Origin of the sequence: Micromonospora sp. NPDC005220 (assembly GCF_040607895.1) — a bacterium.
Classification (GTDB): Bacteria; Actinomycetota; Actinomycetes; order Mycobacteriales; family Micromonosporaceae; genus Micromonospora.
The window spans coordinates 15544-38373 of the sequence record NZ_JBEXHP010000011.1; the positions used below are offsets into that span (position 1 = coordinate 15544).

Consider the following 22830-nt stretch of genomic DNA (forward strand, 5'->3'; position numbering starts at 1 on the left):
CCCGCGGGGGGCCTAATCCTGCGGCTGGTTCGGCGGGGGCGGGAACGGCAGACCGATGCCGCCTCCGGCGCCGGGAGTGGTGGGCGTGCCCGTCGGCGTACCCGTCGGCGTCGCAGTGGGCGTCGGGTCGGCCTCCGGCTCCGGCTGACTCACCTTGATGGTCACCTTCGTGCCGGTCGGCTTCTTCTCCTTGCCGTTCGGGCTCTGGTCGGTGACCTCGCCCGCATTGGCGGCCGGCACCTCGGGCCCCTTCTGTACGGCGACAGTGAAGCCGAAGTTCTGGAGGACGCGGGTGGCCTCCGCCTGGCTCAACCCCACGACGTCCGGCACCTCACGGACGTTGCCTCTCGAGACGGTGAGCGTGATCTTCGTGCCCTCGGGAACGCTCTCGCCCTCGGGCGGGTCGACGTTGAGAACCTCGTCCTGGCTCGCCTCGGCGTTGATTGTCTTGACCTCGTACTTGAGCTTCGCCTCGGTGAGCCGGGCGATGGCGCTCTCCCGCTTGCTGCCCTTGAGCCCGGCCGGAACGCGTACCTCGGGCACGCCCCCACAGACCTGAATGGTGACCGTTTCGCTCTGCTTCAGCCGGCTGGCTGGCGCCGGATCCTGGTTGACGACGTTGCCCTTCGTGCAGTCGCTGTCCAGCACCGGGTCACCCACCTGCGGGGAGAGCCCGGCGTTGCGAATCTCGGCGACCGCGACGGCCTGGCTCTTGCCGGTGAGGGTGGGTACCGACTTCAGGTCCTTGTCCTGCTGCTGGCTCCAGAGCAGGGCGGCGACCAGCGCGATCACCGCCAGCACGCCGACCGCGCTGAACATCGCGATCAGCCAGGAGGACGCCTTGCGCTGACGCGGGTCGCCGACACGAGCGGGGATCTGCCCGGTCTGCGGCCCACGGCCGGCAGGCGGATAGCCGCCCCCACCGCCGGCCGGGGCCATCGCCACCGTCTCCGCCTCGCGCAGCACCGGGGTGGCCAGCACGGGCCGGCCGGCGGCGGCGCGGAGCAGGTCGGCCCGCATCTCCCCGGCGCTCTGGTAGCGGTTGAGCGGGTTCTTCGACAGCGCCTTGAGCACGATCGCGTCGACGGCCGGGGTGACGTCCGGGTTGATGTCGCTCGGCGTCGGTGGCGTCTCCCGCACATGCTGGTACGCGACGCTGACCGGGCTGTCCCCGACGAACGGCGGGTGCCCGCAGACCAGCTCGAACAGCACGCAGCCGGCCGCGTACACGTCGGAGCGCGCGTCGACGGCCTCACCGCGGGCCTGCTCCGGCGAGAGATACTGCGCCGTGCCGATCACCGCGCTGGTCTGCGTCATGGTGGTCGCACCGCTGGCCAGCGCGCGGGCGATGCCGAAGTCCATCACCTTGACCTGACCGGTCTGGGTGAGCATCACGTTGCCGGGCTTGATGTCCCGGTGGATGATGCCGTGCCGGTGGCTGAACTCCAGCGCGGCGCACATGTCGGCACAGATCTCCAGCGCCCGGCGCGGCTGCAGTCGCCCCTCGGCGCCGAGGACCTCCTTCAAGGTCCGCCCGTTGACGAACTCCATGACGATGAACGGCAGCGTCTCGCCGGTCGGCGCGGTCTCCTCGCCGGTGTCGTAGACCGCCACGATCGCCGGGTGGTTCAGCGAGGCGGCGTTCTGCGCCTCCCGGCGGAACCGCATCTGGAACGTCGCGTCCCGCGCGAGGTCGGTGCGGAGCATCTTGATCGCGACGTCCCGACCGAGCCGGAGGTCGCGACCACGGTGCACCTCGGCCATGCCGCCATAGCCGAGCAGCTCGCCGACCTGGTACCTGCCACCGAGCAGGCGGGCCTGCGCTGTCATCGCGTCTGTCGTCCTTCGCTCGTCGTCGTCCCGCCGCCGCCCGGCTGGAGTCGTACCTCCCGACGGTACGACGTCCGGGTCGGATCGTCGCGTCCGTCGAGTCGTAGCGCGCCGGACGCCACGGTGCGCGGCGCCAGCCCGGCGAATTCAGCGGCCTGCGACTGCTTCCGTAGGTTGTAGGAAATCACGCCGGAGCAGAGCAGGACCAGCACGGCCAGCAGGATGGCGAGAAGCACCATTCCGGGCCGGGACCGCTGGGGCTCGGGTGACGGCACCGCCGGGCCGGCCTGCCGGGCGTACGCCGGGGGGTGGTCCTGTCGGGGCGGCCCGGACGGCACCGCGGCGGCACCACGGGGGTAGCCGTTCGGTGCGCCCTGTGGCCGGGCGGCCTGGACGGCCGGCGCGACGGTGGTGGGCCGTGGCTGTTGGGCGGGCGCGATCGTGGTCGGCCTCGGGCCGGCCGTCGGTTGGCGGGCCGCCGGCGGACGCATCTGGTGCGCCTGCGGCACCTGGGCCCGGCCGGGGGCGGCGGGTGAGGAGGGCGCGGCGGAGATCGGCCCGGAGTTGCCACCGGCCCGGGCCTGCTGGGAGAGCGCAGCCTTGAGCTGACGGGCGGCCCCGGCGAGCGCTGCCGCGCTGGGCCATCGGGCGGCCGGGTCCTTGGCCAACGCCCGTTCCACGAGGGCGCGCACCTGCGGAGGGATGTCGGCCGGCAGCGGCCGGGGCGTCTCCCGGACGTGCCGCATCGCGATGTCGAGGGGGTTGTCGCCCTCGAACGGCCGCCGACCGGCCAGGCACTGGTAGGCGACCACGCCGAGGGCGTACACGTCGGAGGCCGGGGTGGCCACGCCGCCGGTGGCCTGCTCCGGCGAGATGTACGAGGCGGTGCCGAGCACCGAACCGGCGGCGGTGAGCTGGCCGACCAGGTCGGAGCGGGCGATGCCGAAGTCGGTCAGCACCAGCGTGCCGTTCGGCCGGACCAGCAGGTTGCCCGGCTTCACGTCGCGGTGCACGATGCCCTTCTCGTGCGCGGCGTGCAGCGCGTCGGCGGCCTGCGCGACGAGGGCCATCGTCCGGGCCGGAGTGAGCCGGCCGACCCGGCTCAACGTCGACGACAGGGCGTCGCCCTCGACGTATTCCATGACCAGGAAGGCGATCTGCTGGTCGTTGCCGAAGTCGTAGACGTCCACCACGCCGGGATGGTTGATGGTGGCCATGGTGCGGGCCTCGCCCCGGAACCGCTCACCGAAGTCCGGGTCGTCGAGCAGCGCGGGCAGCAGGCTCTTCACCGCGACCGTCCGGCCGAGCACCTGGTCGGTGCCGCGCCAGACGTCGCCCATGCCGCCGCTGGCGATCCGCTCGTCGAGACGGTAGCGGTTGCCGAGCTGCACACCGGGGCTGAGCATGTCAGCGACCCCCTGGGTCGTTGATGGCGGCCCGCATGATCTGACCGGCGATCCGAGCGGCCTCACCGCTGCCGCCGCGGCCGGCCTGCTCCAGCATCACGCAGACCGCGGAGACCGGGTTGCCGTTCTTGTCCAGGGCGAAGCCGATGAACCAGCCGTGGTCGGGCCGGTCCGGGGCGGACTGGGCGGTGCCGGTCTTGCCGCCGACCGTGTAGCCGTTGATCGCGGCCTGCCGCCCGGTGCCCTTTTGGACCACGCTGACCATCATGTCGCGCAGGTCGGTGGCGACCTGCGGCTGGACGGGCTGGCGCAGTTCCCGCGCCTTCGCGGTGTAGTAGCTGGTGGTCCGGTCCGGAGCGAGCAGTTGTCGCACCAGGTACGGCCGCATCTGACTGCCGTTGTTGGCGATCGCGCCGGCGATCATCGCGCCTTCAAGGGGCGTCATCCGGACGTTGTTCTGGCCGATCGAGGACTGGGCGAGCGCGGCCGGGTCGGTGCTGCCGTCCGGGTTCTGCATGTCCCCGGTCCGGCTCGCCTCGGTACGCAGACCGCCCTCGCCGAGCTGGCCGACGGTCAGGTCCTCTTGCTCGAAGCCGAACTGGCGGGCCTTCTCCTTGACGGTGTCAGCGCCGAGCCGCACGCCGAGTTGGGCGAAACCGGTGTTGCACGAGTAGGTGACAGCATTCAGCAGGGTCACCTGCCGATCCGGGCAGATCGACGGATCGGCGTTGCGGATCGAGGTGCCCGAGGTGGGCGCGGTGTAGCTGGGACCGGCCGGGATCTGGGTGGTCGTGGTGACGCCGTTCTCCAGCGCAGCCGCGGCAACCACGATCTTGAAAGTGGAGCCGGGCGGCAACGTCTCGGAGAGCGCGCGGTTCTTCAGCGGGCCTTCCGGGTCCTGTTCCAGCTTGTTGTACGCCGCCGCCGCCTCGTTGGTGTCATGGCTGGCCAGCGGGTTCGGGTCGAAGCTCGGCATGGAGACCAGCGCCTGGATGGCACCGGTACGCGGGTCGATGGCGATCGCCGCGCCCCGCTTCGCGCCCACCTCGTTGTTGCGCAGCTGGTCGTACGCCGTGTCCTGGGCCCGCTTGGAGAGCGTGAGCAGCACGTTGCCGCCGCCGGTGTCGTCGCCGGTGAACATGTCCTTCAACCGGTCGCCGATCAGCTGGTCGCTGGTGCCGGCCAGGAAGTCGTTCTCCACCTTCTCGATGCCCTGGTCGGCCAGGTTGACCGGCTTGTAGCCGAGCACATGGGCGTACTTTGCCCCGCTCGGATAGGTGCGCAGGAACTTGAGGTTGCCGGTGGTTTCCTTGCTGGTGGCAAGGGCCGTGCCGCCGGCCTCGATGTTGCCGCGCTTACGGTCGTACTCGGCGACCTGGACCCGACCGTTGTAGTCGCTGGTGCGGTATTCATCCGCCTTGTAGGCCTGGATCCAGTTGAGGTTGGCGAAGAGCAGACCGAACAGGACCATGACGACGACGCCAACGCGGCGCAGGGGTGCGTTCACGGCTTGATCACCTCCGTGGGAGCACCGTGCAACTGCTCGGGCGGGCCACCGCTGGGACGGGCCGCCTTGCCGCCGCCCCCTCCGGTCACCGGTCGGCGGGCGCCGTCGGAGACCCGCAGCAGCACCGCGATGAGCAGCCAGTTGGCCATCAGCGACGACCCACCGGCGGACAGGAACGGGGTGGTCTGACCGGTCAGCGGGATGAGCTTGCTGATCCCGCCGACGATCACGAAAACCTGGAGGCCGAGGGTGAACGCCAGACCGCCGGCGAGCAGCTTGCCGAACGAGTCCCGGACCGCGAGCGCGGCGCGCAGCCCGCGCTCCACGATCAGCAGGTAGACGACAAGCAGCGCGGAGAGGCCGAAGAGGCCGATCTCCTCACCGATGCCGGCGAAGATGAAGTCGTTCTGCACCTCGGGCAGGATCTCCGGCTGGCCGCCGCCCGGCCCGGCACCGAAGAGCCCGCCCGTGCCCAGGGCCAGCAGGCCCTGTACGAGTTGGTAGCCCTTGTTGGTCGGGTCGGCGAACGGGTCGAGCCAGATCTCCGCCCGCAGGTAGAAGTTGGCGAACGGCCCACCGACCGTCGAGCCGAGGACGTAGGCGAGGTACGCGCCGCCGAAGAAGAGGACAAGGCCGATCAGCAGCCAGCTGACCCGTTCGGTGGCGATGTAGAGCGTCACCACGAACATGCCGAAGTAGAGCAGCGAGGTGCCCAGGTCTTTCTCGAACACCAGCACCAGGACGCTGATCAGCCAGACGCCGACCACCGGGCCGAGGTCTCGGCCACGCGGGAAATCGATGCCGAGGAAGCGCCGGCTGGCCAGCGACAGCACCTCACGCTTGCGCACCAGGTAGTAGGCGAAGAAGACCAGCAGCGCCAGCTTGGCGAACTCACCCGGCTGGATGGAGAAGCTACCCACCCGGATCCACAGCTTCGCACCGTTGATCTCGGAGATGCTCGACGGCAGCACCGCCGGGATCATCACCAGCACGATGCCGGCCAACCCCAGGGTGTACGCGTACCGCGAGATCGACCGGTGGTCGCGCATGATGGCGAGCAGGCCGGCGGCGAGGATCACCGCACCGAGCGTCCAGGCCAGCTGGCGCCCGCCCTGCCCGGCGAAGACGGCCAGGCTCTCCCGCTCGGCCACCGGGGCGTCGCCCAGGTCGATCCGGCGGAGGAAGCCCACCCCGAGCCCGTTGAGCAGGGCCACCGCCGGCAGCAGCGCCGGGTCGGCGAACGGGGCGAGGAACCGGATGACCAGGTGCAGGCCGAGGAAGACCGCGCCGAGCGCGGCGGCCGGCATCCAGAAGTCCGGGGTGACCGTGTCCAGCAGGTTCGCCTCGACGGTCGCCCCGTACGCGGCCACCAACACCATCGCTAGCAGCAGTAGGGACAGTTCGGCGTTGCGGCGCGACCGCGCCAGGCGTACGCCGGATTGCTCGCCCGCGGTGGCGGGCGAGGATGCCGGTGTGGCCGCTACGGTCACGGGTGGGGTCCTCAGGATCTCAGCCGACGCTCACTCAGGAGACCGGCAGCCGGCCGGGTCGAGCGCCGGCGTGGCCGAGTCGGAGGGCGTGACGTCGGGTGTGGTGGTCGCGCCGGCCGCACCGAGAGCGGTGGTGGCACCGACCGTCGGGCTTGCGCTGACAACCCCGTTGGGGGTTGACGACGGGTTGGCGCTCGGGCTGCCGTTCGGGGTCGGTGTCGAACCGATCGGCGTCGGTGTGGGGGTGGGCGTGTTGCCCCCGGCGGCGGTCGGGTCGAGCGGGCAGAGCGGCTTCAGGTTGGGGTTGCTCGGGGTGTCGCTGGTCAGCTCGGCGAGCTGCCGCTCGGCGTCCGGCTCACTCTTGGCCCGGATGCCGACCTTGACGGTGTCCTGTGCGGCGACCGTGAGGTCGTCCAGGCGGGTGCCGCTGCGGCGGTGCACGCTGGACAGGTCCATCCCGGCGATCTGACCCTGGACACCGCGGAAGACGGCGACCTGGCCCTCTTCGGTGGCGCCCACGTAGTACTGCCGCTGGATGTACGTCCAACCGCCGAACGCGGCACCGCCGACGATCACCAGTAGGGCCAGCGCCATCGCGGCGGTCCGGACCGGACGTCGTTTCGGCCGGTCGTCGTCGTCGGAGGCCGCCGGCTCCTCGGGCGCGGCCGGCCGGGGGGCGGAGAGCGCCGAGGCTCGGGCGGCCGGAGTCGAGTCGTCGGCGGAGGTCGCCATGCCCCGGTCCCGGGCGGCGGCGCCACCCACGATCGGGGTCGCCTCGACGATGTCCTGATCCGTGGCGTCGGCGATGATCACCGTGATGTTGTCCGGCCCACCGCCGCGCAGCGCGAGCTGCACCAGCCGCTCGACGCACTGCTGCGGGTCGGCGTACTCCCGCAGGGTCTCGCCGATGGTTTCGGCGCTGACCACGCCCGAGAGGCCGTCACTGCAGATCAGGTACCGGTCGCCGGGCATGACCTGGCGGACCGAGTACTCCGGGTCGATGTCCCGACCGTCGAGGGCGCGGGTGAGCAGCGACCGCTGCGGGTGGCTGCTCGCCTCCTCGGCGCTGATCCGGCCTTCGTCGACGAGCATCTGGACGTAGGTGTCGTCCTTGGTGATCTGCGCGAACTCGCCGTTGCGCAGCAGATAGGCCCGCGAGTCGCCAATGTGGACCATTCCCAGCTTGCTGCCGGTGAAGAGGGTCGCCGTCAGCGTGGTGCCCATCCCCTCCAGCTGTGGGTTGGCGTCCACCGTGTCGCGGAGTTGTTGGTTGGCGGTGCCCACGGCCGAACGCAACGCATCGACGAGAGCGTCCCCCGGGACGTCCTCGTCGAGCGGCGCCATGGCACCGATGACGATGTTGCTGGCGACGTCACCGGCGGCCATACCGCCCATGCCGTCGGCAACGGCGAGTAACCGCGGCCCGGCGTAGACGGAATCTTGATTGCCGTCTCGGATCAGACCGCGGTCGCTGTGGGCCGCATAGCGCAGGGTCAGAGTCATGGCCGTAATTCGAGGGAAGTGCGGCCGATCCGGATCGGCACGCCGAGGGGGACGGGGGTTGGTCCGGAGACCTTAGCGCGATCGAGGTACGTGCCGTTAGTCGAGCCGAGGTCCTCGACGTACCACTGCCCGTCACGCGGCACGAGCCGGGCGTGTCGCGCGGAGGCGTAGTCGTCGGTGATGACCAGGGTGGAGTCCTCCGCCCGACCGATGGTGATCTGCGCTTCACCGAGGGTGATCCTGGTGCCGGCCAGCTGACCGGCGGTCACCACCAGCTGATGCGCCGCTCTGCCCCGCTTCACCTTCGCTGGCTTGGCCGCCTGCCCCGTCGAGGCGCCCACCGCGCGCGGCGCGGCCACCAGACGACCCGACCGGGCGCCCGCGAAGAGGTCCCGGCGGATCACGCCGACCACCGTGAACACGAAGATCCACAGCAGGATCAGGAACCCGAACCGGGCGACGGTGATGACCAGTTCCGGCAAGGCGGGTCAGCCGTCCACGCGGAAGGTCAGCGTCGTCGTGCCGAGCTGGACCATGTCACCGGGGTTGAGCGCGACGGCGGAGACCCGCTGCCCGTTCACCATGGTGCCGTTGGTCGAACCCAGATCGGTCAGCACGACCTGGCCGCCGTCGAAATCCAGCCGGGCGTGTCGCCGGGAGATGCCGACGTCGGGCAGACGCAGGTTGGCCTGGTCGCCGCGACCGATCACCGTCGACCCCATCTGGAGGGGGTAGGTGCGACCGTCGCCGGAGACCAGCCGCACGTTGCGACCGCCACCGTGCCCGGGCGGCGGGCCGTAGCCACCGCCCTGGTCGTACGCGGGGTAGGCGGGCGGGCCGGCGTCGTAGCCGGGCGCCGACACCGGAGCGACCTCGCCGCCGGTGTAGACCTCGGCCGTGACACGGAACATGCCCGTGTCCAGACCCTCGCCTCGCTCGATCTCGACGATCACGTCGCCGTAGACCGTCCACGCCTGCTCGCCGATGAACTCCGCCTGCGACTGGGCCAACTCCTGGGCCAGCGCGGCGGCGTACGGCGCCAGCCGACTGTGGTCGAACGGCGAGAGATCGATCACGTAGCGGTTGGGCACCAACGTGCGCCCACCGGCCAGGATCGCCTTGTGCGCCTCGGCCTCCCGCTGCATGGCGTTGAGGATCTCCACGGGGTGGACCACCCCTTTGAAGACCTTGGCGAAGGCCCCTTCGACCAGGCCTTCCAGACGCTTCTCGAAGCGTTGCAGCACGCTCACCGGCTCCTCCTCGGGTCCCGAGGACATGATGGTATCCGGCCGGCGCGCGCGCAGCTCACACGCCGCTCGGCCGGCTGCTCTCGGCCCATTCGGAAGGGCCGGGACTGTCGTGCTAATCTTTCGTCCGCCACGAACGGTAATCGCTCGTGGCGAGCGCCAGGGACAGCGTAGTATTCCCGAGGCCCGCTGGAGACAGCGGGGCCGGGGCGGCTACAGTGTCCCGGGTCGTGCCACGGGGATGTGGCGGAATGGCAGACGCGCACGGTTCAGGTCCGTGTGCCCGAAAGGGCGTGGGGGTTCAACTCCCCCCATCCCCACCACCGACGAGGGCTCCGCTTGATGCGGGGCCCTTCCGTCATATCGGGGCGTGCTGTAGGTCACGCTATGCTCCGATGGATTCTGCCTCCGATGGACCAGGAGTGGCGTGTGAGTGTCGCGTTGGTGACAGGGTCGGGCGGTCTGATCGGCTCCGAGGCGGTCCGGCATTTCGCCGGCCTCGGTCTGGATGTCGTCGGTATCGACAACGACATGCGCCGGTACTTCTTCGGCGAGGACGGCTCCACCTCCTGGAGCCTGGAACGGCTCGGCCGTGACCTGGGTAACGCGTACACCCACTTCGCGGTGGACATCCGGGACCGCGACGGCCTGGAGCAGGTGTTCAAGAAGTACGGCTCGGACATCGCCGTGGTGATCCACAGCGCCGCCCAGCCGAGCCACGACTGGGCGGCCAAGGAGCCGTACACGGACTTCGACGTGAACGCCGGCGGCACGCTCAACATCCTGGAGAACACCCGCCGGCACGCGATCGACGCGCCGTTCATCCACTGCTCGACAAACAAGGTGTACGGCGACCGGCCCAACAGCCTGCCGCTCATCGAGCTGGAGACCCGGTACGAGCTGCCCGAGGACCACCGCTGGTACCAGGGCATCACCGAAGAGATGTCGATCGACCACTCGCTGCACTCGATCTTCGGCGCCTCCAAGGTCGCCGCGGACGTGATGGTTCAGGAGTACGGGCGTTACTTCGACATGAAGACCGCCTGCTTCCGGGGCGGCACACTGACCGGCCCGGCGCACTCCGCGGCCGAGCTGCACGGGTTCCTGGCCTATCTGATGCGCTGCGTCATGGAGGGCCGGACGTACAACCTGTTCGGCTACAAGGGCAAGATGGTCCGGGACGCGATCCACTCGCATGACGTGCTGACCGCGTTCGAGGCGTTCTTCCGGGCCCCGCGATCGGCGGAGGTCTACAACCTCGGCGGCGGCCGGCACTCCAACACCTCCCACATCGAGGCGTTCCGGATCGCGGAGGAGATCACCGGCCGCGAGGCGCGGATCAACTACGTCGAGCAGAACCGCACCGGCGACCACCAGTGGTACGTCAGCGGCATGGCCCGGTTCGAGGCGCAGTATCCGGACTGGAAGATCACTTACGACGTGCCGATGATCCTGCGGGAAATCTACGAGGCCAACGTGGACAAGTGGGTGGCCCAGCCATGAGCAGCCGGACCAAGCGCAACGTGCTCGGTGTCCTGGTCGACGCGACCGACTACGCCACGGCGACCGACGCGGTGGTGACCGCGGCGCACGAGCGGCGTCCCCTCGCGCTGACCGCGCTGGCCGTGCACGGTGTGATGACCGGGGTGCTCGACCCGGCGCACAACGCGCGGCTCAACTCGTTCGACGTGGTCACGCCGGACGGGCAGCCGGTGCGGTGGGCGCTCAACCTGCTGCACCACGCCGGGCTGAGCGACCGGGTGTACGGGCCGACCCTGACCCTGCACGTGCTCTCCCGTTTCGCCGACGAGGGCCTGCCGGTCTACCTGTACGGCTCGACCGAGGAGACCCTCGCCCGGTTGATCCCGGCCCTGGAGCGGATGTTCCCCGCCCTGAAGATCGCCGGGGTGGAGCCGTCCAAGTTCCGTGCCGTCCAGCCCGGCGAGGACGCCGAGATCGCCGACCGGATCCGGTCCAGCGGTGCCCGGCTGGTGCTGGTCGGGCTCGGCTGCCCGCGCCAGGAGGTCTTCGCGTACGCCATGCGGCCGCTGCTCGACATGCCGCTGATGGCGGTCGGCGCGGCCTTCGACTACCACGCCGGGCTGTTGCGCCAGCCCCCGCCGTGGATGCAGCGGGCCGGCCTGGAGTGGTTCTGGCGCCTCGGTCTGGAGCCGAAGAGGCTCTGGCGCCGCTACGTCATCCTCAATCCGGCCTACCTGAGCCGGCTCGCAGCGCAGAAGATCGGTCTGTGGAAGGCCCACCCGCCGGCGCCGGCCACCGAGCGGCCGGCCACCTTCTCGGTCTGACCGGCTCCCAGCCGGTGCCCTGAGGAAGCGGACTCAGGCGAGAAGCGCTCGCACTCCACCGTCCGGACAGGCCCCGTGAACGGGGATGCGGGGCCCTCTCCGGCAGCCGGAGAGGGCCCCGCACAACGGCTTCGGTCAGACGGTCAGGGTCCAGGTGTTGATGTAGCCGGTGTCGGCCGAGTAGACGTCCCGCACCTGGAGGCGCCAGATGCCGTCGGCGGCCTCACCGGACACGTTGACCGTGTACGTGGTGTTCACGTTGTCGGCGCTGTCCGAGCTGCTGCTGTTCTTCAGCCGGTACGCGCTGCCGTCCGGGGCGAGCAGGTCGATGACCAGGTCACCGCGGTAGGTGTGCACGATGTTCACCGCCACGGTGGAGGCCGAGGAGGCGTTGCGACCGCAGCCGGAGATGGTGATCGAGCTGGTCACCGCCGAGCCGGCGTCCGGGATCGACACGTCGGTGCCGTTGGTGCCGGTGCAGCCGGTCGGCGGCGGCGGAGTGGTGCCGCCGTCGCCCACGTAGAGCAGCAGGTTCGGCGAGCCCGAGCCGGGGTTGCCCACCACGTTGGGGGTCGCGTTGGCCACCAGCTGGTTGCGGACCTGCGCCGGGGTCCAGCTCGGGTTGGCGCTGGCCACCAGGGCCGCAGCACCGACCACGTGCGGCGTGGCCATCGAGGTGCCGCTGATCGTGTTGGTAGCGGTGTCGGACGTGTACCAGGCCGAGGTGATCGACGAGCCGGGCGCGAAGATGTCCAGGCAGGTGCCGATGTTGGAGAACGACGAGCGGGCGTCCGAGCTGGTCGTCGAGCCGACCGTGATGGCCTCGGTGGTACGCGCCGGCGAGGTGTTGCAGGCGTTCGCGCCGCTGTCGTTGCCGGCCGCCAGGCCGAACGTGACGCCGGAGGCGATCGAGTTGCGGACGGCGTTGTCGAGTGAGGTGTTCGCGCCGCCGCCGAGGCTCATGTTCGCCACCGCCGGCTTGATCGCGTTCGCGGTGACCCAGTCGACGCCGCCGATCACACCGGCGTTGGTGCCGCTGCCGGAGCAGTTCAGCACTCGTACGCCGACGAGCTGGACGCCCTTGGCCACCCCGTACGCGGACCCACCGACAGTGCCGGCCACGTGCGTGCCGTGCCCGTTGCAGTCGTCGGCCGACCCGCCGTCCACCGCGTCGTAGCCGGAGGTGGCCCGACCGCCGAAGTCGCTGTGGGAGAACCGGATGCCGGTGTCGATGATGTAGGCGTGCACGTTGCTCGCCGTGTTGGGGTAGGTGTAGGAGCTGTCCAACGGCAGGTTGCGCTGGTCGATCCGGTCGAGGCCCCAGGAGGGCGGGTTGGCCTGCGTGCCGGAGATCGAGACGGTGTGGTTCTGCTCGACGTACGCCACCGCCGGGTCGGCCGCGATCCGCGCCGCCGCGCTGGCGCTCACCTTGGCCTCGAAGCCACGCAGCGCCGCGCCGTAGGTGCGGGCCACCGTGCCGCCGTGTCGGCCGGAGAGCCGCTTCGCGGTGTCGCCGACCCGGTCCCGGGCCACGGCGCTGTCCTTGAGTACGACGATGTAGCTGCCCGGCACTGCGGTGGCTCCACCGGCGGCCCGAACCACACCCACGGGTTCGGCGGCCAGGGCCGGGGTACCGACGGCCAGCACGGTCGCCGCGGCCACCCCGATCAGCAGGGACCTTCGTGGAAGACCCATCTCCTACCTCCCTCTGACCGGCGGTGGAACGTGACCGCCGGTCCCAACATCAATCGACACTCGCCGATCAAGCTGAGGGTAAGTCAGGCGTCGGGTAGTTGGACATGTCGAAACGGCCATAACCTTCGAGTGATGACCCCCTACGGGCCGGCGGTCCGGGGCGAACGGGGGACGGGCCCGGATTCGCCTCGCCGGGATCCGGGAAAGACTCTCGAACATGGAGAGTCAGCTCACCATCCTGCTCCCGGTCGCCGCCGTCTGGCTGGTCGCCGGCGTCGTTGCCGACGGTCTTCCCCGGCTGCGCAACACCCGCATGCTGCGTCGGCGTACCGGATGGTTGCTGGTGCTGGCCCTCACCGGCGTGGCGCTCACCGCGGCCGTGCTCGGCGGCGGGCTGCTCAACGCCGGCGCAGAGCCGGTCGACCGGGCCGCCGCCGGGCTCACCCTGGCCGCCGGCCCGGCGCTCGTGGCGACGGTCTGTTCGGTACGACGGATCCGCCGGCTGCGGGCCGGCGCGGGCGCGTTCGCCAGTGCCCCCGCCACCCCCGCGCCGCACGGGCTGCGCGCCGCCGCGGCCCACCCGCTCGTCGGGCTGCCACTACAGGTCACCGCCCTGGCCACGGTGCCGGCGTTGATCGCGGCGGCCGGCACCGACCTCGGAGCCGACCCTGGCGTCACCGGGCCGGCGATCACCGTGGGCGCGCTCGCGGTGATCGCCATCGGCGTCCGGCACGCACTGCGCCACAACCGCTTCGCCGAGCGGGCCCGGCCCGCCGCCGCCCGGTCAACGCGGGCGGCTGGCGCTCTGCACGTATAGCAACTCCAGGATCGACCTGGTCGCCTCGAACCAGCGGTCCAGCCAGTCCTGCGAGGGCACGGTGCCCTTCGGCGGCAACTCCATCAGCAGACCACGCAGCAACGGGTGGTCAGCCAGGGACTGAGGCGGCTCCATCGGCCAGCCCGACGGCGGGAACGACGGCTCGATCAGCGGATTCGGGTCCAGCGAGGGCAGCGAGAGTGGCGGATCCGTCGCCTCCGAGGCGCCCTCCCGCCCACTCAACTCCTGGTCGGTCGAGACCACCTCGGTCAGAACCGTGTCCCGACGAGCGCCGCGGTACTTGCCGCCGAACCGCTCCGGCTTTGCCGGACCATTGGTGAGATTGTCTGAACCGATCGTCGTCATCCGTCTCGCCTACTCGCTCGGTTGCGGGCCGGTGCGGCGGGTCGTCGACCAGCGCCGTACCGACCGGTTCAACGAGACGGGGGCGCTGTGGCGACGGGAATCCCGACGGAACCTCGCTGACCACCGCCACTGCGCGGCCGTTCACCGTGTCTCCTGGGGACACGGAGACGGCGAAGTCCCCGTCCGGCGAACCGGACGGGGACTCCATTGACCAGTCGGTCAGACCGCGCCGAACACACCACCCCGGGTGCCGGCGACGAAGGCGTGCCAGTCACCCGGTTCGAAGACCAGGGCGGGGCCCGCCTTGTCCTTCGAATCCCGCACTCCGACCGCCCCCGTCACGTACGCCACCTCCACACAGTTGTCACAGTTCGGCCCGCTCTTCGAGCTCTTGAACCATGCTGCCTGCGTCAGGTCCACGGGGAACCTTTTGGTCGCCATTTCCACAACGGCTCCTCTGCCAGTTTTGCGATGTGTGCGACGGACTCCTCCGGACGTATGGCCGCAGCGCGGATGTGATCGAAGATGAAACTGTACTTCTGTAGTTCGTCGCTCTTCTCGAGGAAAAGCCCACCCGTGGCGTTCTCCGCGTACACAACATCCGGATCACCGGGCTCAGGGAAACTGAGGATCGTGAACGTGCCGTCCATGCCGGCGTGCGCACCCACCTCGAAGGGCAGGATCTGCAGCGTCACGTTCGGCAACTCGGCCACCTCTACCAACCGCTTGAGTTGGCCGCGCATCACCTCGTCCCCGCCCACCGGCCGACTCACCACCGCCTCATCGAGCACCACCCACAGATCGACCGGATCGTCCTGGGTCAGTAACGACTGACGGCCCAGACGGACACGCACCCTTTGATGAACCTGATCGGCGGTGAAGTCCGGCCGAGCGGCGCGGATCATGGCCCCGGCGTACTCCTCGGTCTCCAGAAGGCCCGGAACGACCTGCTGTTCGTACGCCCGGATCGAACTCGCCGCCGCCTCCAGCCCGACGTACGCGCCGACCAGCACCGTGCTGTACGGATGCCACCAGCCCTTCTGCCGGGCCTCCCGGGCGATCTGTACGAGTTCGTCGCTCTCGGCGCCGACCACGCCGTAGATCCGCAGCATGTCCCGCACGTCGCGGGGGGTGGCCGTGGTGTGCCCGGTCTCGATCCGGGAGACCTTCGACGCCGAGCACTCCAACTGTTCGGCGACCACCTCGATGGTGATCCCGGCGGACTCCCGCTGCCGGCGCAGCTCGGCCCCGAGCCGCCGCCGTCTTATGGTCGGGCTGCGTCGCTCACTCATCGCGCAACCTGTGAGTCACTGGTCCCCGCCGCTGGCTGCTCGACCCCACTCGGGCTACCTCCGGTAACGCGCCACTGGGTGACACCCGCCGGGGGCGCGACCGTCGACCGGCGAGCGCTCGCGACGAAGGGTGTGGTCCCGGTCCTCGGCCGGCCGCGACGGGCGAAACCGGCCCTCAGTGTGCCGCCCGGACGCGGACGGCTTCAATAGGCCTTTTGCGGGACACGCTCACGTATCGGCAAAAGTCGACGTGCAACTTGCATGAAGCACGTCCCTGATGCACTCTGTCCGTATGGCACGGATCACTCAGCGTCTCCGTTCGGTCCCTCGGAGTGGTGACCCCACCGCTTCGGGGAAGCCGGGCACGACACGGGCCCGGCCGACGACAACGAGACCTGCTCCGGGGTAAGGACCCCGCCGCTGCAAGCCGGCAAGCTGCGGCGGCGGGCGCGGTTCCCGGAAGCAACCGGGTGGTGGTCGGGTGACGGCACGTCACCAGCGGGGTACGGCCCGACCACCGCCATCCGCACCACCGGTCCCACGAGGCACGACCCCGTCACCGGCCGAGACGTCCCCCGTTCAGGCACCGCCGGCGCGACCGCCGGCCGATCCTCCCCAGGAGCCCATGTGCTTCCCCGCACCGGTGACGTACTGCACGTGACACGCGCGGCGAGTGTCCAGTTCCTCAGGCCGATCAAGTTCCGGGTGATCCGGGTGCTCGACTGGCCGACCTATGACGGCTGGCTCTGGCTCGACGGCTACGAGTTGAACGCCGCGGGCGACGCGGTCACCCGACGGTCGATCTTCGTACAGCGGGAAGGGCTGCAGCGACTGCAGGCCGCCCCCGAACCCCGCCCGCACACCGTACGGGCGCGCCGCCCGGTCGCGCGTACCCCGGTCCGGGTGGGCTGACCGACCCGATCCGCCGCCGGTGGGCGTGCCGTCGCCATAGAATCAGGTACGCCCACCCCGGCACCGTTCCACCCGCTCGTCCAGGACCCTGACCCTGGGATGGTCATGGTCAATCAGCCCGCCCTGCGGCGGCACCACCGCTCCCGTATCGCCTATTCCTTCGGACTCCTCGCCCTCCTCGGGGCGATGGCGACACTCCTGGTCCTCGTCCACGACCCGGCGATGTCGTCCACCCGGCTGACCACACCGGTGCCCGCGCCGGAGATCACCGTGCTGGACTCCTCCGACCCACCGACGAGCGACGGCCAGTCGGTCTACCAGCAGCCCGGCTGGATCGACGCCGATGCCGCGGCCGACCACGCCAGTGAGGCAGGACCGACCGGGCCGGTGTCCGGCCTGGGTGCCGGCGGCCAGTCCGACGGCCGTCGGGAACTCACCGAAGCAGCTCCGGCCGAGCACAGCGCCACGGACATCCGCCGCTCCCTGTTCTGGTCCGGCATCTTCGGCCTCGCCATCTCGCTGGCCGGCATCGGCCTCGTCGGCACCCGCCGCCGGATGTGGTGACCAGCGGTCACGGCGTACCCGTCACCGTGGGGCTCGGGGTGGTCGGGCTCGCCCCGGTCGAGGGCTCGGCCGCAGAGACGATCAACAACACCTCGTCGTCGGTCGACACCGACGTGCCCGCCCCCGGCTCGGTGCCCACCACGGTCCCCGGTGGCAGCTCGGACGGGCGGTTCACCACCCGGTAGCTCAGGCCGAGCCGAGCCAACAGCCCCTCGGCGGTGGCCTGCGGCAGGCCGGCGAGCGGTGGCACCGGCACCTCGTCCGGCGTTTCCGTCGTCGCCGAACTGCTCGGCGACTCGCTGGTGGGCGCCGCCGACGTGGGGGCTGCGCTGGTCGGCCGGGCACTGGGGGCGCTGGTCGGCGGAGGTGACGGGGTGGACCCCGGATCGTCCCGGTCGTCATCCTGCTGAGCGAGCACCAACCACAGCGCGCCCCCGAGCAGGCCGGCGAGCAGCAGCGCCAGTACGCCCCAGAGGATCGGCAACCACCACCGCCGGGCACCCTGCTCCTCGACGTACCACTCGCCGGCGGGGTCATCCGGTCGCGGCGAGCGCACCTCGGCCCGACCGGACCACGACGGCGGGATCGGCGCCGTCCGATCGGCCGGCGGGCCCGCCCAGGTACCGGCGGACCGATCGATCGGCGTGGTCTGGTCGGCTGGCGGTCCCGACCGGGCGCCGGCGGACCGATCGATCGGCATGGTCTGGTCGGCTGGCGGTCCCGACCGGGCACCGGCGGACCGATCGATCGGCATGGTCTGGTCGGCTGGCGGTCCCGACCGGGTACCGGCGGACCGATCGATCGGCATGGTCTGGTCGGGCGACAGGTCGGGACGAGCCGGGACCGTCCGGTCGACCGGTGCCGTCTCGTCCGGATCGGTGCCGGCTGGCGCCGGCTCCGGCCGGTCGGCGGCGGATCCGGTCGACCCTGGCCGGTCGGGGGCGGGTAGGGGGCGGGTCAGGTCGTCGTCGTGCTCGCCGGCGGGAGGCTCCTGGCGGTCGTCGCTCATCGCACGTCCTTTCCCGAACCCGGGCGGGCGTCATGGCCCTCGACCGCCAACCTAGTCGCCCACACCACCATCGGCGGGGATCAGGACGTCGGTTTCGCGGTCGGCTGGTCGTCGGCGCCACACCAGATGCTGACCTGGTCGTTCCACCGGGCCGGGCCGTCCTCGGCGGGCTCCTGCCGGCTGACCTTTCCACTGCGTCCGCTGACGTAGCGCGGGTAGAGGCCCTCGTCGACCAACTCGTCGGCGGCGTCGGCGCAACTCTTGCCGACCACGTCCGGCACCTCGGCGGCCGGTGCCGGCCCGGCGACCTGTAGCTGCACCGTCGTCCCCCGGGCGACCTCGGTGCCCACGTCCGGTGTGGTGCTCTCGACCGTACGACCGACGCCGCCGCCGAAGACCAGCCGCCAACCCAGCCGCTGCTTGCGCAGCGTCTCCCGAGCCTGCTCGAAGTCGGTGCCGATCACCGGCGGCACGGTCAGGCCGGCCCCCTTGGTCGAGGTGGCGGAGGTCTGGACCGCCGACGGTGTCGGCCGTCCGCTGCTCGGTCGGGGTGCGGTGGTCCGGACGGTCGGCGCGCCGGTCGTGGTCGCGACGGCCAGCGGAGCACCAGAGGGTGTGTCGTCCTCGCCAGCCAGTAACCAACCACCGGTCGCGCCCACGGCGGCGAGCAGCACCGCCGCCAACCCACCACCGAGCACGACGCTGGCGCGGCCCGCACCGCTCTGCTGGCCCGTGTTCGTGTCCGTCATAACGCCCACCGCCTCATCACCGGCGACCGTACCGCCCGCCGCCCAATCCGCCGCACCGGCGGTCCACCCCGGCGGGTCGTTGCGACTCGCCGCGCCGACGACGGGACGTTACGCTGCCCGGCATGGCCAGACAGGGCTGGGGAGTGTCGATCGCGACGGCGGTCGGGGTCGCGGCCGGCGCGGGTGCCGCACAACTGGGCTTCGGCTACGGGCTCGGCGTGATCACCTGGACGCCGACCGAGGCCGGGGCGACCGACACAGCCTGGGCGGACGGCCTCGCCTGGGCCACCTGGCTCGCCGCCAGCTCGACGGTCCTCGGCGCGGTCTGCGCGCAGCGGCTCCACCAACGCAACGCCCCGGCGAAGACCGCGATCTCTCCGCAGACCGCGACCGACGCTGGTGCGCGCCACGAGGGCACGCAGCTCGGCGACCGAGCGCCGGAGCACGAGCCCCCGGTTGACGGGCGTCCACCGACCGCCGCCGCGCCGGGGGTGACGGCGACACCACCACCGGTGGCCGAGCCGCCGGTCCACGACGGTGGCAGCCTGCTGCGGCGGGTGGCCCTGTCGCTTGGCGCCGGGTTGGGCGGGCTGGTCACGGTGCTGTTGATCGCCGTACCCGCGCGGGTCGCGACCGGCGCGGACACCGGCGCACCGCAACGGACGGCCGCCGTACAGGCGACGCTGGGCATCCTGATCGGCGTCCTCGTCGCGATCTGGGCGCTTCGCTCCCGAGCCGCAGCGGTCAACGTGACCGCCACGGCCGCCTGGCTCTGGCTGCTCGCGGTGGTCTCGGTGCTCGATGGGGTACGCGTCGGACGAGGGCTGACCGGCGCGCAACTGGGCACCTGGCAGTTCGCCCCGGACCACTCCCGGTACTGGATCGGGGGCCAGCTCTACTGGCCCGGCGCCCTGCTGGCGCTGGTGCCCGCGCTACTGATCGGCGTACTGGCCGCCCGGCGGTCGGCCCGCTGGGGCGGGCACCGCGTGGGCGCGGCGGCCTCCGGCGCGGCTGGCCCGATGCTCGTCGCGCTCGCCTACCTGACCACCCTGCCGCACTGGTCGACGCTGGGCCCCGCGCAGCTGTCCACCCAACTGGTCGCCCCGTACGCGGTCATCGCTGGTATCGGCGGCTCGGTGCTGGCCGCCCGCCTCGCCGAGCGAGCCGAGCGGAGCCACTCGGCTGAGCCGAAACGTCCGGCCGACCGGAGTTCGGTTGCTCGGGACACGGTTGCCGACCCGGCCCCGGTCACCGAGGCCGACCCCGCCCCGCCGGCGTCCGGCGGAACCACAGGCTCGACGGCCCGAACCGCTGGGCGGCGCAGAAGGGCCGACGCCCTAGCGCAGACGCCCAGGACGGTCTCTCTGTCGGGCGAGGCGACCGCCGCACCGCAGGTTCCCGCCCCGCGTACCGACCCGGACCGCACGGATCCGGCCGGTCCCACCGCGGCAACAGCGGCAGCGGACCCAACCCCGGGCACCCGGCGCGCCCGCCCATCCCGCCGCCCCACCACCAACTAACCCCACCCCCACCCCCACCCACCCCAGGACCGATCCATCCTGTTGATCATGAAGTTATTGCCATTTCGCTCGGCGTGTCTTGGCAATAACTTCATGATCAACCCGCCGTCCGCCGTCCGGCGGGTGGGTGGGGTGGGGTGGGGTGGGTTAGGGGACTGGCCAGGTGTGGACGGGTTGGTTGGTGCGCTGGAGTTCGGCGTAGCGCTGGACCATGTGGTGCAGCGCGGTCGTCCGGTCCATGCCGTGCTGCCGCTCCGCCGCCCAGACCGCCTCGGTCTGCCAGACGGCACCGTTGCGGCCGGTACGGCAGCGCTGCTCGATGATGCCGAGCAGCCGGTCCCGCTGGGCCGGGGCGACACCGAACCCGTCCAGACCGGCGGCGGCGGTGGGCAGCAACTGCTCCAGGACCAGCTTGGTGACCGGCACGTCGCCGAGCCCGGGCCAGTGCAGCACGGCGTCGAGGCCACGTCGGGCGGCGGCGTGGAAGTTCTCCTCGGCCGAGCTGAAGGTGAGCTGACTCCAGATCGGACGGTCGGCCTCGGCCAGACCCCGCACCAGCCCGAAGTAGAAGGCCGCGTTGGCCAGCATGTCCACCACCGTCGGACCGGCCGGCAGCACGCGGTTCTCCACCCGCAGATGGGGGCGGCCGTTCATGATGTCGTAGACCGGACGGTTCCACCGGTAGACCGTCCCGTTGTGCAGCCGCAGCTCCCCGAGCTGTGGCACACCGCCAGCGTGCAGGACCTCCACCGGATCCTCGTCCTCGCAGATCGGCAGCAGCGGCGGGAAGTACCGGACGTTCTCCTCGAACAGGTCGAAGATCGAGGTGATCCACCGTTCGCCGAACCACACCCGCGGCCGTACGCCCTGGGCCTTGAGTTCGTCCGGGCGGGTGTCGGTGGCCTGCTGGAACAGGGCGATCCGCGTTTCGGCCCACAGTTGGCGGCCGTACAGGAAGGGGCTGTTCGCTCCGACCGCCACCTGCACACCGGCGACGGCCTGGGAGGCGTTCCAGTAGTCGGCGAAGCTGTCCGGGGCGACCTGGAGGTGAAACTGGAGGCTCGTGCAGGCGGCCTCGGGGGCGATCGAGTCGGTGTGCGTCCGCAACTGCTCGACGCCGCGAATGTCCAGCTCGATGTCCTCGCCCCGGGCGCCGACGATCTGGTCGTTGAGCACCCGGTAGCGCTCGTTGGTGGAGAGATTGTCCTCGACCAGGTGCCCCTCGGTGAGGGTGGGCAGAATGCCGACCAGGACGATCTTCACGTCGGATCTGGCGGCACGCTCGTCGGCCCGGGAGAGGCTGCCCCGCAGGTCGTGCTCGTAGTCGGCGAAGCCGGTGCCCTCGATCAGTCGGGGTTCGGCGTTGAGTTCCAGGTTGAACTGCCCCAACTCGGTCTGGAAGAGGGGGTCCGCGATGTCGGCGAGGATCTCCTCGTTGCGCATCGCCGGCTCGGCGGCCGAGTCGACCAGGTTGAGCTCGATCTCCAGGCCGGTCATCGGACGGTCGGCGTCGAAGCCGAAGTCGTCCAGCATCAGGGCGAAGACGTCCAGGCAACGCCGCACCTTCTGCCGATATCGGACGCGATCCTCCCGGGTGAAGGCGCCCTCTGAGACGTCCCTGCCCATGTGTCCTCCCGACGGCCGGCGCGGTCGGGATCCTGCCGTCCCGGAAGCGCTTTGTGAAGCATCCACGGTAAGAGCGCCCACCTGACCGGGGCCAGAGCCCCCGGCGCCGGTGATCCAACGCCGACCGGCGCGGACGCGCTCGTGGCGCCATCTGTACCCCGCCGTCGACCGGCTGGACCCGATGGCGGCGCGAACAACTCGTGACAATTACCACCAGCGGAGACGGCGCAGGGCCCGCGCCGACGTGCGGCGCGGGCCCTGCGTACCGGATCGCCGGGAGGATCCACCTAGCCCTTCCGGCTGCCCCGAGGGATCAGGCCTGACGGACGGCCTCGCCCTCGATCTCAATCTTGATCTTGCGGCTGACCAGCACGCCCCCGGTCTCCAGGGCGACGTTCCAGGTCAGACCGAACTCCTCGCGGTCGATCTCGGTGCTCGCGGAGAAGCCGAAGATGTCCTGGCCGAAGGGGCTGCGGCCAACACCCTCGAACTCCACCTCCAGCTCGACCGGACGGGTGACGTCCTTGATGGTCAGCTCACCGGTGAGCACGAACTCCCCGCCGCGACGGGACTTGACCCCGGTGCTGCGGAACTCGAGCGTCGGGAACTTCTCGACGTCCAGGAACTCGGGGCTGCGCAGGTGCGCGTCCCGGTCGGCCTGGGTGGTGTCGACGCTGGCGGCCTGAATGGTGGCGACGACCGACGACTGCAGCGGGTCCTCGGCAACGGTGATGGTGGCGGTCGCCTCGTTGAACTCACCGCGAACCTTGCTCACCATCATGTGCCGGGCAACGAAGCCGACCCGCTTGTGCGCCACGTCGAGCGCGTAGGTGCCGGCCGCCGGGATGGTGAGGCCGTCCCAGTCGCGGGTAACCGCATCGATGCTGCTGGTCATGCTGCTGTCCTCCAGAGGATTGTTTAATAGGCCAACGACTGCTTGAGCAACTATAGCCGCAGCAATATTCCCTGTGTCAAGCACTGGTACGATGAA

21 protein-coding genes and 1 tRNA gene are annotated in these 22830 nt (G+C 70.9%); 7 read left to right on the plus strand and 15 right to left on the minus strand.

Going from position 1 to position 22830, the window contains the following annotated elements; all coding sequences use genetic code 11:
• Positions 1-12: 12 nt before the first annotated feature.
• Genes pknB through ABZU52_RS07530 form a run of 7 tightly spaced genes read right to left on the minus strand, consistent with a single transcriptional unit; the run spans position 13 to position 9013 of the window.
• Positions 13-1830: a Stk1 family PASTA domain-containing Ser/Thr kinase gene (pknB, locus tag ABZU52_RS07500; protein ID WP_354970242.1), complete on the minus strand. Its 1818-nt coding sequence runs from the start codon at positions 1828-1830 to the stop codon at positions 13-15.
• On the minus strand, positions 1827-3236 hold the full coding sequence (locus ABZU52_RS07505) for a protein kinase (RefSeq protein WP_354970243.1): 1410 nt from the start codon (positions 3234-3236) through the stop codon (positions 1827-1829). Before ABZU52_RS07505 ends, pknB begins: the two co-directional genes overlap by 4 nt.
• Before the next feature lies 1 nt (position 3237).
• Positions 3238-4743, minus strand: coding sequence for a penicillin-binding protein 2 (locus ABZU52_RS07510; RefSeq protein ID WP_354970244.1), 1506 nt, complete (start codon positions 4741-4743; stop codon positions 3238-3240).
• Positions 4740-6233, minus strand: coding sequence for an FtsW/RodA/SpoVE family cell cycle protein (locus ABZU52_RS07515; protein ID WP_354970245.1), 1494 nt, complete (start codon positions 6231-6233; stop codon positions 4740-4742). The genes ABZU52_RS07510 and ABZU52_RS07515 overlap by 4 nt, the downstream gene beginning before the upstream one ends.
• 30 nt (positions 6234-6263) lie before the next feature.
• Entirely contained in the window at positions 6264-7736 is a 1473-nt protein-coding gene (locus ABZU52_RS07520; protein ID WP_354970246.1) for a protein phosphatase 2C domain-containing protein, read from the minus strand.
• The gene (locus ABZU52_RS07525; RefSeq protein ID WP_030331975.1) at positions 7733-8218 is read right to left on the minus strand and encodes an FHA domain-containing protein; all 486 of its coding nucleotides are present in this window, start codon (positions 8216-8218) and stop codon (positions 7733-7735) included. The genes ABZU52_RS07520 and ABZU52_RS07525 overlap by 4 nt, the downstream gene beginning before the upstream one ends.
• 6 nt (positions 8219-8224) lie before the next feature.
• Positions 8225-9013, minus strand: coding sequence for a DUF3662 and FHA domain-containing protein (locus ABZU52_RS07530; RefSeq protein WP_007454122.1), 789 nt, complete (start codon positions 9011-9013; stop codon positions 8225-8227).
• Positions 9014-9220: 207 nt separating this feature from the next.
• On the opposite strand from ABZU52_RS07530, the gene ABZU52_RS07535 reads away from it, so the two are divergent.
• The 3 genes from ABZU52_RS07535 (at position 9221) to ABZU52_RS07545 (ending at position 11289) form a co-directional block, all read left to right on the plus strand.
• Positions 9221-9306, plus strand: a tRNA-Leu gene (locus ABZU52_RS07535).
• 64 nt (positions 9307-9370) lie between these two features.
• Positions 9371-10486, plus strand: coding sequence for an NAD-dependent epimerase/dehydratase family protein (locus ABZU52_RS07540; RefSeq protein WP_354970247.1), 1116 nt, complete (start codon positions 9371-9373; stop codon positions 10484-10486).
• The gene (locus tag ABZU52_RS07545) at positions 10483-11289 is read left to right on the plus strand and encodes a WecB/TagA/CpsF family glycosyltransferase (protein WP_354970248.1); all 807 of its coding nucleotides are present in this window, start codon (positions 10483-10485) and stop codon (positions 11287-11289) included. The genes ABZU52_RS07540 and ABZU52_RS07545 overlap by 4 nt, the downstream gene beginning before the upstream one ends.
• Before the next feature lie 135 nt (positions 11290-11424).
• On the opposite strand, the gene ABZU52_RS07550 is transcribed toward ABZU52_RS07545, so the two are convergent.
• Positions 11425-12984, minus strand: a complete 1560-nt coding sequence (locus tag ABZU52_RS07550) for a S8 family serine peptidase (RefSeq protein ID WP_354970249.1) — start codon at positions 12982-12984, stop codon at positions 11425-11427.
• Positions 12985-13201: 217 nt separating this feature from the next.
• Here ABZU52_RS07550 and ABZU52_RS07555 point away from each other — a divergent pair, with 217 nt between their 5' ends.
• Positions 13202-13801, plus strand: coding sequence for a hypothetical protein (locus ABZU52_RS07555; protein WP_354970250.1), 600 nt, complete (start codon positions 13202-13204; stop codon positions 13799-13801).
• Here the strand turns inward: ABZU52_RS07555 and ABZU52_RS07560 are convergent.
• From ABZU52_RS07560 to ABZU52_RS07570, 3 genes are all read right to left on the minus strand, one after another.
• Entirely contained in the window at positions 13769-14167 is a 399-nt protein-coding gene (locus tag ABZU52_RS07560; RefSeq protein ID WP_354970251.1) for a hypothetical protein, read from the minus strand. The genes ABZU52_RS07555 and ABZU52_RS07560 overlap by 33 nt on opposite strands.
• Before the next feature lie 219 nt (positions 14168-14386).
• The gene (locus ABZU52_RS07565; RefSeq protein WP_354970252.1) at positions 14387-14608 is read right to left on the minus strand and encodes a DUF397 domain-containing protein; all 222 of its coding nucleotides are present in this window, start codon (positions 14606-14608) and stop codon (positions 14387-14389) included.
• Complete coding sequence (locus ABZU52_RS07570; protein WP_091396372.1) at positions 14578-15459, minus strand: helix-turn-helix transcriptional regulator; 882 nt, start codon at positions 15457-15459, stop codon at positions 14578-14580. The genes ABZU52_RS07565 and ABZU52_RS07570 overlap by 31 nt, the downstream gene beginning before the upstream one ends.
• A gap of 627 nt (positions 15460-16086) precedes the next feature.
• On the opposite strand from ABZU52_RS07570, the gene ABZU52_RS07575 reads away from it, so the two are divergent.
• Positions 16087-16371, plus strand: coding sequence for a hypothetical protein (locus tag ABZU52_RS07575; RefSeq protein ID WP_354970253.1), 285 nt, complete (start codon positions 16087-16089; stop codon positions 16369-16371).
• A gap of 105 nt (positions 16372-16476) precedes the next feature.
• Complete coding sequence (locus tag ABZU52_RS07580) at positions 16477-16935, plus strand: hypothetical protein (protein ID WP_354970254.1); 459 nt, start codon at positions 16477-16479, stop codon at positions 16933-16935.
• Between the two features lie 7 nt (positions 16936-16942).
• On the opposite strand, the gene ABZU52_RS07585 is transcribed toward ABZU52_RS07580, so the two are convergent.
• Both ABZU52_RS07585 and ABZU52_RS07590 read right to left on the minus strand, forming a co-directional pair.
• On the minus strand, positions 16943-17944 hold the full coding sequence (locus tag ABZU52_RS07585; protein WP_354970255.1) for a PASTA domain-containing protein: 1002 nt from the start codon (positions 17942-17944) through the stop codon (positions 16943-16945).
• Between the two features lie 80 nt (positions 17945-18024).
• Positions 18025-18693 carry a PASTA domain-containing protein gene (locus ABZU52_RS07590; RefSeq protein WP_354970256.1) on the minus strand — a complete coding sequence of 223 codons (669 nt, stop codon included), beginning with the start codon at positions 18691-18693 and terminating at the stop codon, positions 18025-18027.
• Positions 18694-18815: 122 nt separating this feature from the next.
• Here ABZU52_RS07590 and ABZU52_RS07595 point away from each other — a divergent pair, with 122 nt between their 5' ends.
• On the plus strand, positions 18816-20213 hold the full coding sequence (locus ABZU52_RS07595) for a hypothetical protein (protein ID WP_354970257.1): 1398 nt from the start codon (positions 18816-18818) through the stop codon (positions 20211-20213).
• Positions 20214-20360: 147 nt separating this feature from the next.
• Here ABZU52_RS07595 and ABZU52_RS07600 read toward each other — a convergent pair whose 3' ends face one another.
• Positions 20361-21839, minus strand: coding sequence for a glutamate--cysteine ligase (locus tag ABZU52_RS07600; RefSeq protein WP_354970258.1), 1479 nt, complete (start codon positions 21837-21839; stop codon positions 20361-20363).
• 313 nt (positions 21840-22152) lie between these two features.
• Positions 22153-22734, minus strand: coding sequence for a YceI family protein (locus tag ABZU52_RS07605; protein ID WP_354970259.1), 582 nt, complete (start codon positions 22732-22734; stop codon positions 22153-22155).
• Positions 22735-22830: the final 96 nt, after the last annotated feature.

Excerpts from the sequence above, each read along its gene's own strand:
- pknB (WP_354970242.1), bottom strand. The coding sequence starts at position 1,830 with ATGACAGCGCAGGCCCGCCTGCTCGGTGGCAGGTACCAGGTCGGCGAG.
- ABZU52_RS07505 (WP_354970243.1), bottom strand. The coding sequence starts at position 3,236 with ATGCTCAGCCCCGGTGTGCAGCTCGGCAACCGCTACCGTCTCGACGAG.
- ABZU52_RS07580 (WP_354970254.1), top strand. The coding sequence starts at position 16,477 with ATGGTCAATCAGCCCGCCCTGCGGCGGCACCACCGCTCCCGTATCGCC.
- ABZU52_RS07530 (WP_007454122.1), bottom strand. The coding sequence starts at position 9,013 with ATGTCCTCGGGACCCGAGGAGGAGCCGGTGAGCGTGCTGCAACGCTTC.
- ABZU52_RS07540 (WP_354970247.1), top strand. The coding sequence starts at position 9,371 with ATGCTCCGATGGATTCTGCCTCCGATGGACCAGGAGTGGCGTGTGAGT.
- ABZU52_RS07595 (WP_354970257.1), top strand. The coding sequence starts at position 18,816 with ATGGCCAGACAGGGCTGGGGAGTGTCGATCGCGACGGCGGTCGGGGTC.
- ABZU52_RS07545 (WP_354970248.1), top strand. The coding sequence starts at position 10,483 with ATGAGCAGCCGGACCAAGCGCAACGTGCTCGGTGTCCTGGTCGACGCG.
- ABZU52_RS07605 (WP_354970259.1), bottom strand. The coding sequence starts at position 22,734 with ATGACCAGCAGCATCGATGCGGTTACCCGCGACTGGGACGGCCTCACC.
- ABZU52_RS07550 (WP_354970249.1), bottom strand. The coding sequence starts at position 12,984 with ATGGGTCTTCCACGAAGGTCCCTGCTGATCGGGGTGGCCGCGGCGACC.
- ABZU52_RS07560 (WP_354970251.1), bottom strand. The coding sequence starts at position 14,167 with ATGACGACGATCGGTTCAGACAATCTCACCAATGGTCCGGCAAAGCCG.
- ABZU52_RS07585 (WP_354970255.1), bottom strand. The coding sequence starts at position 17,944 with ATGAGCGACGACCGCCAGGAGCCTCCCGCCGGCGAGCACGACGACGAC.
- ABZU52_RS07590 (WP_354970256.1), bottom strand. The coding sequence starts at position 18,693 with ATGACGGACACGAACACGGGCCAGCAGAGCGGTGCGGGCCGCGCCAGC.
- ABZU52_RS07520 (WP_354970246.1), bottom strand. The coding sequence starts at position 7,736 with ATGACTCTGACCCTGCGCTATGCGGCCCACAGCGACCGCGGTCTGATC.
- ABZU52_RS07555 (WP_354970250.1), top strand. The coding sequence starts at position 13,202 with ATGGAGAGTCAGCTCACCATCCTGCTCCCGGTCGCCGCCGTCTGGCTG.
- ABZU52_RS07600 (WP_354970258.1), bottom strand. The coding sequence starts at position 21,839 with ATGGGCAGGGACGTCTCAGAGGGCGCCTTCACCCGGGAGGATCGCGTC.
- ABZU52_RS07565 (WP_354970252.1), bottom strand. The coding sequence starts at position 14,608 with ATGGCGACCAAAAGGTTCCCCGTGGACCTGACGCAGGCAGCATGGTTC.
- ABZU52_RS07570 (WP_091396372.1), bottom strand. The coding sequence starts at position 15,459 with ATGAGTGAGCGACGCAGCCCGACCATAAGACGGCGGCGGCTCGGGGCC.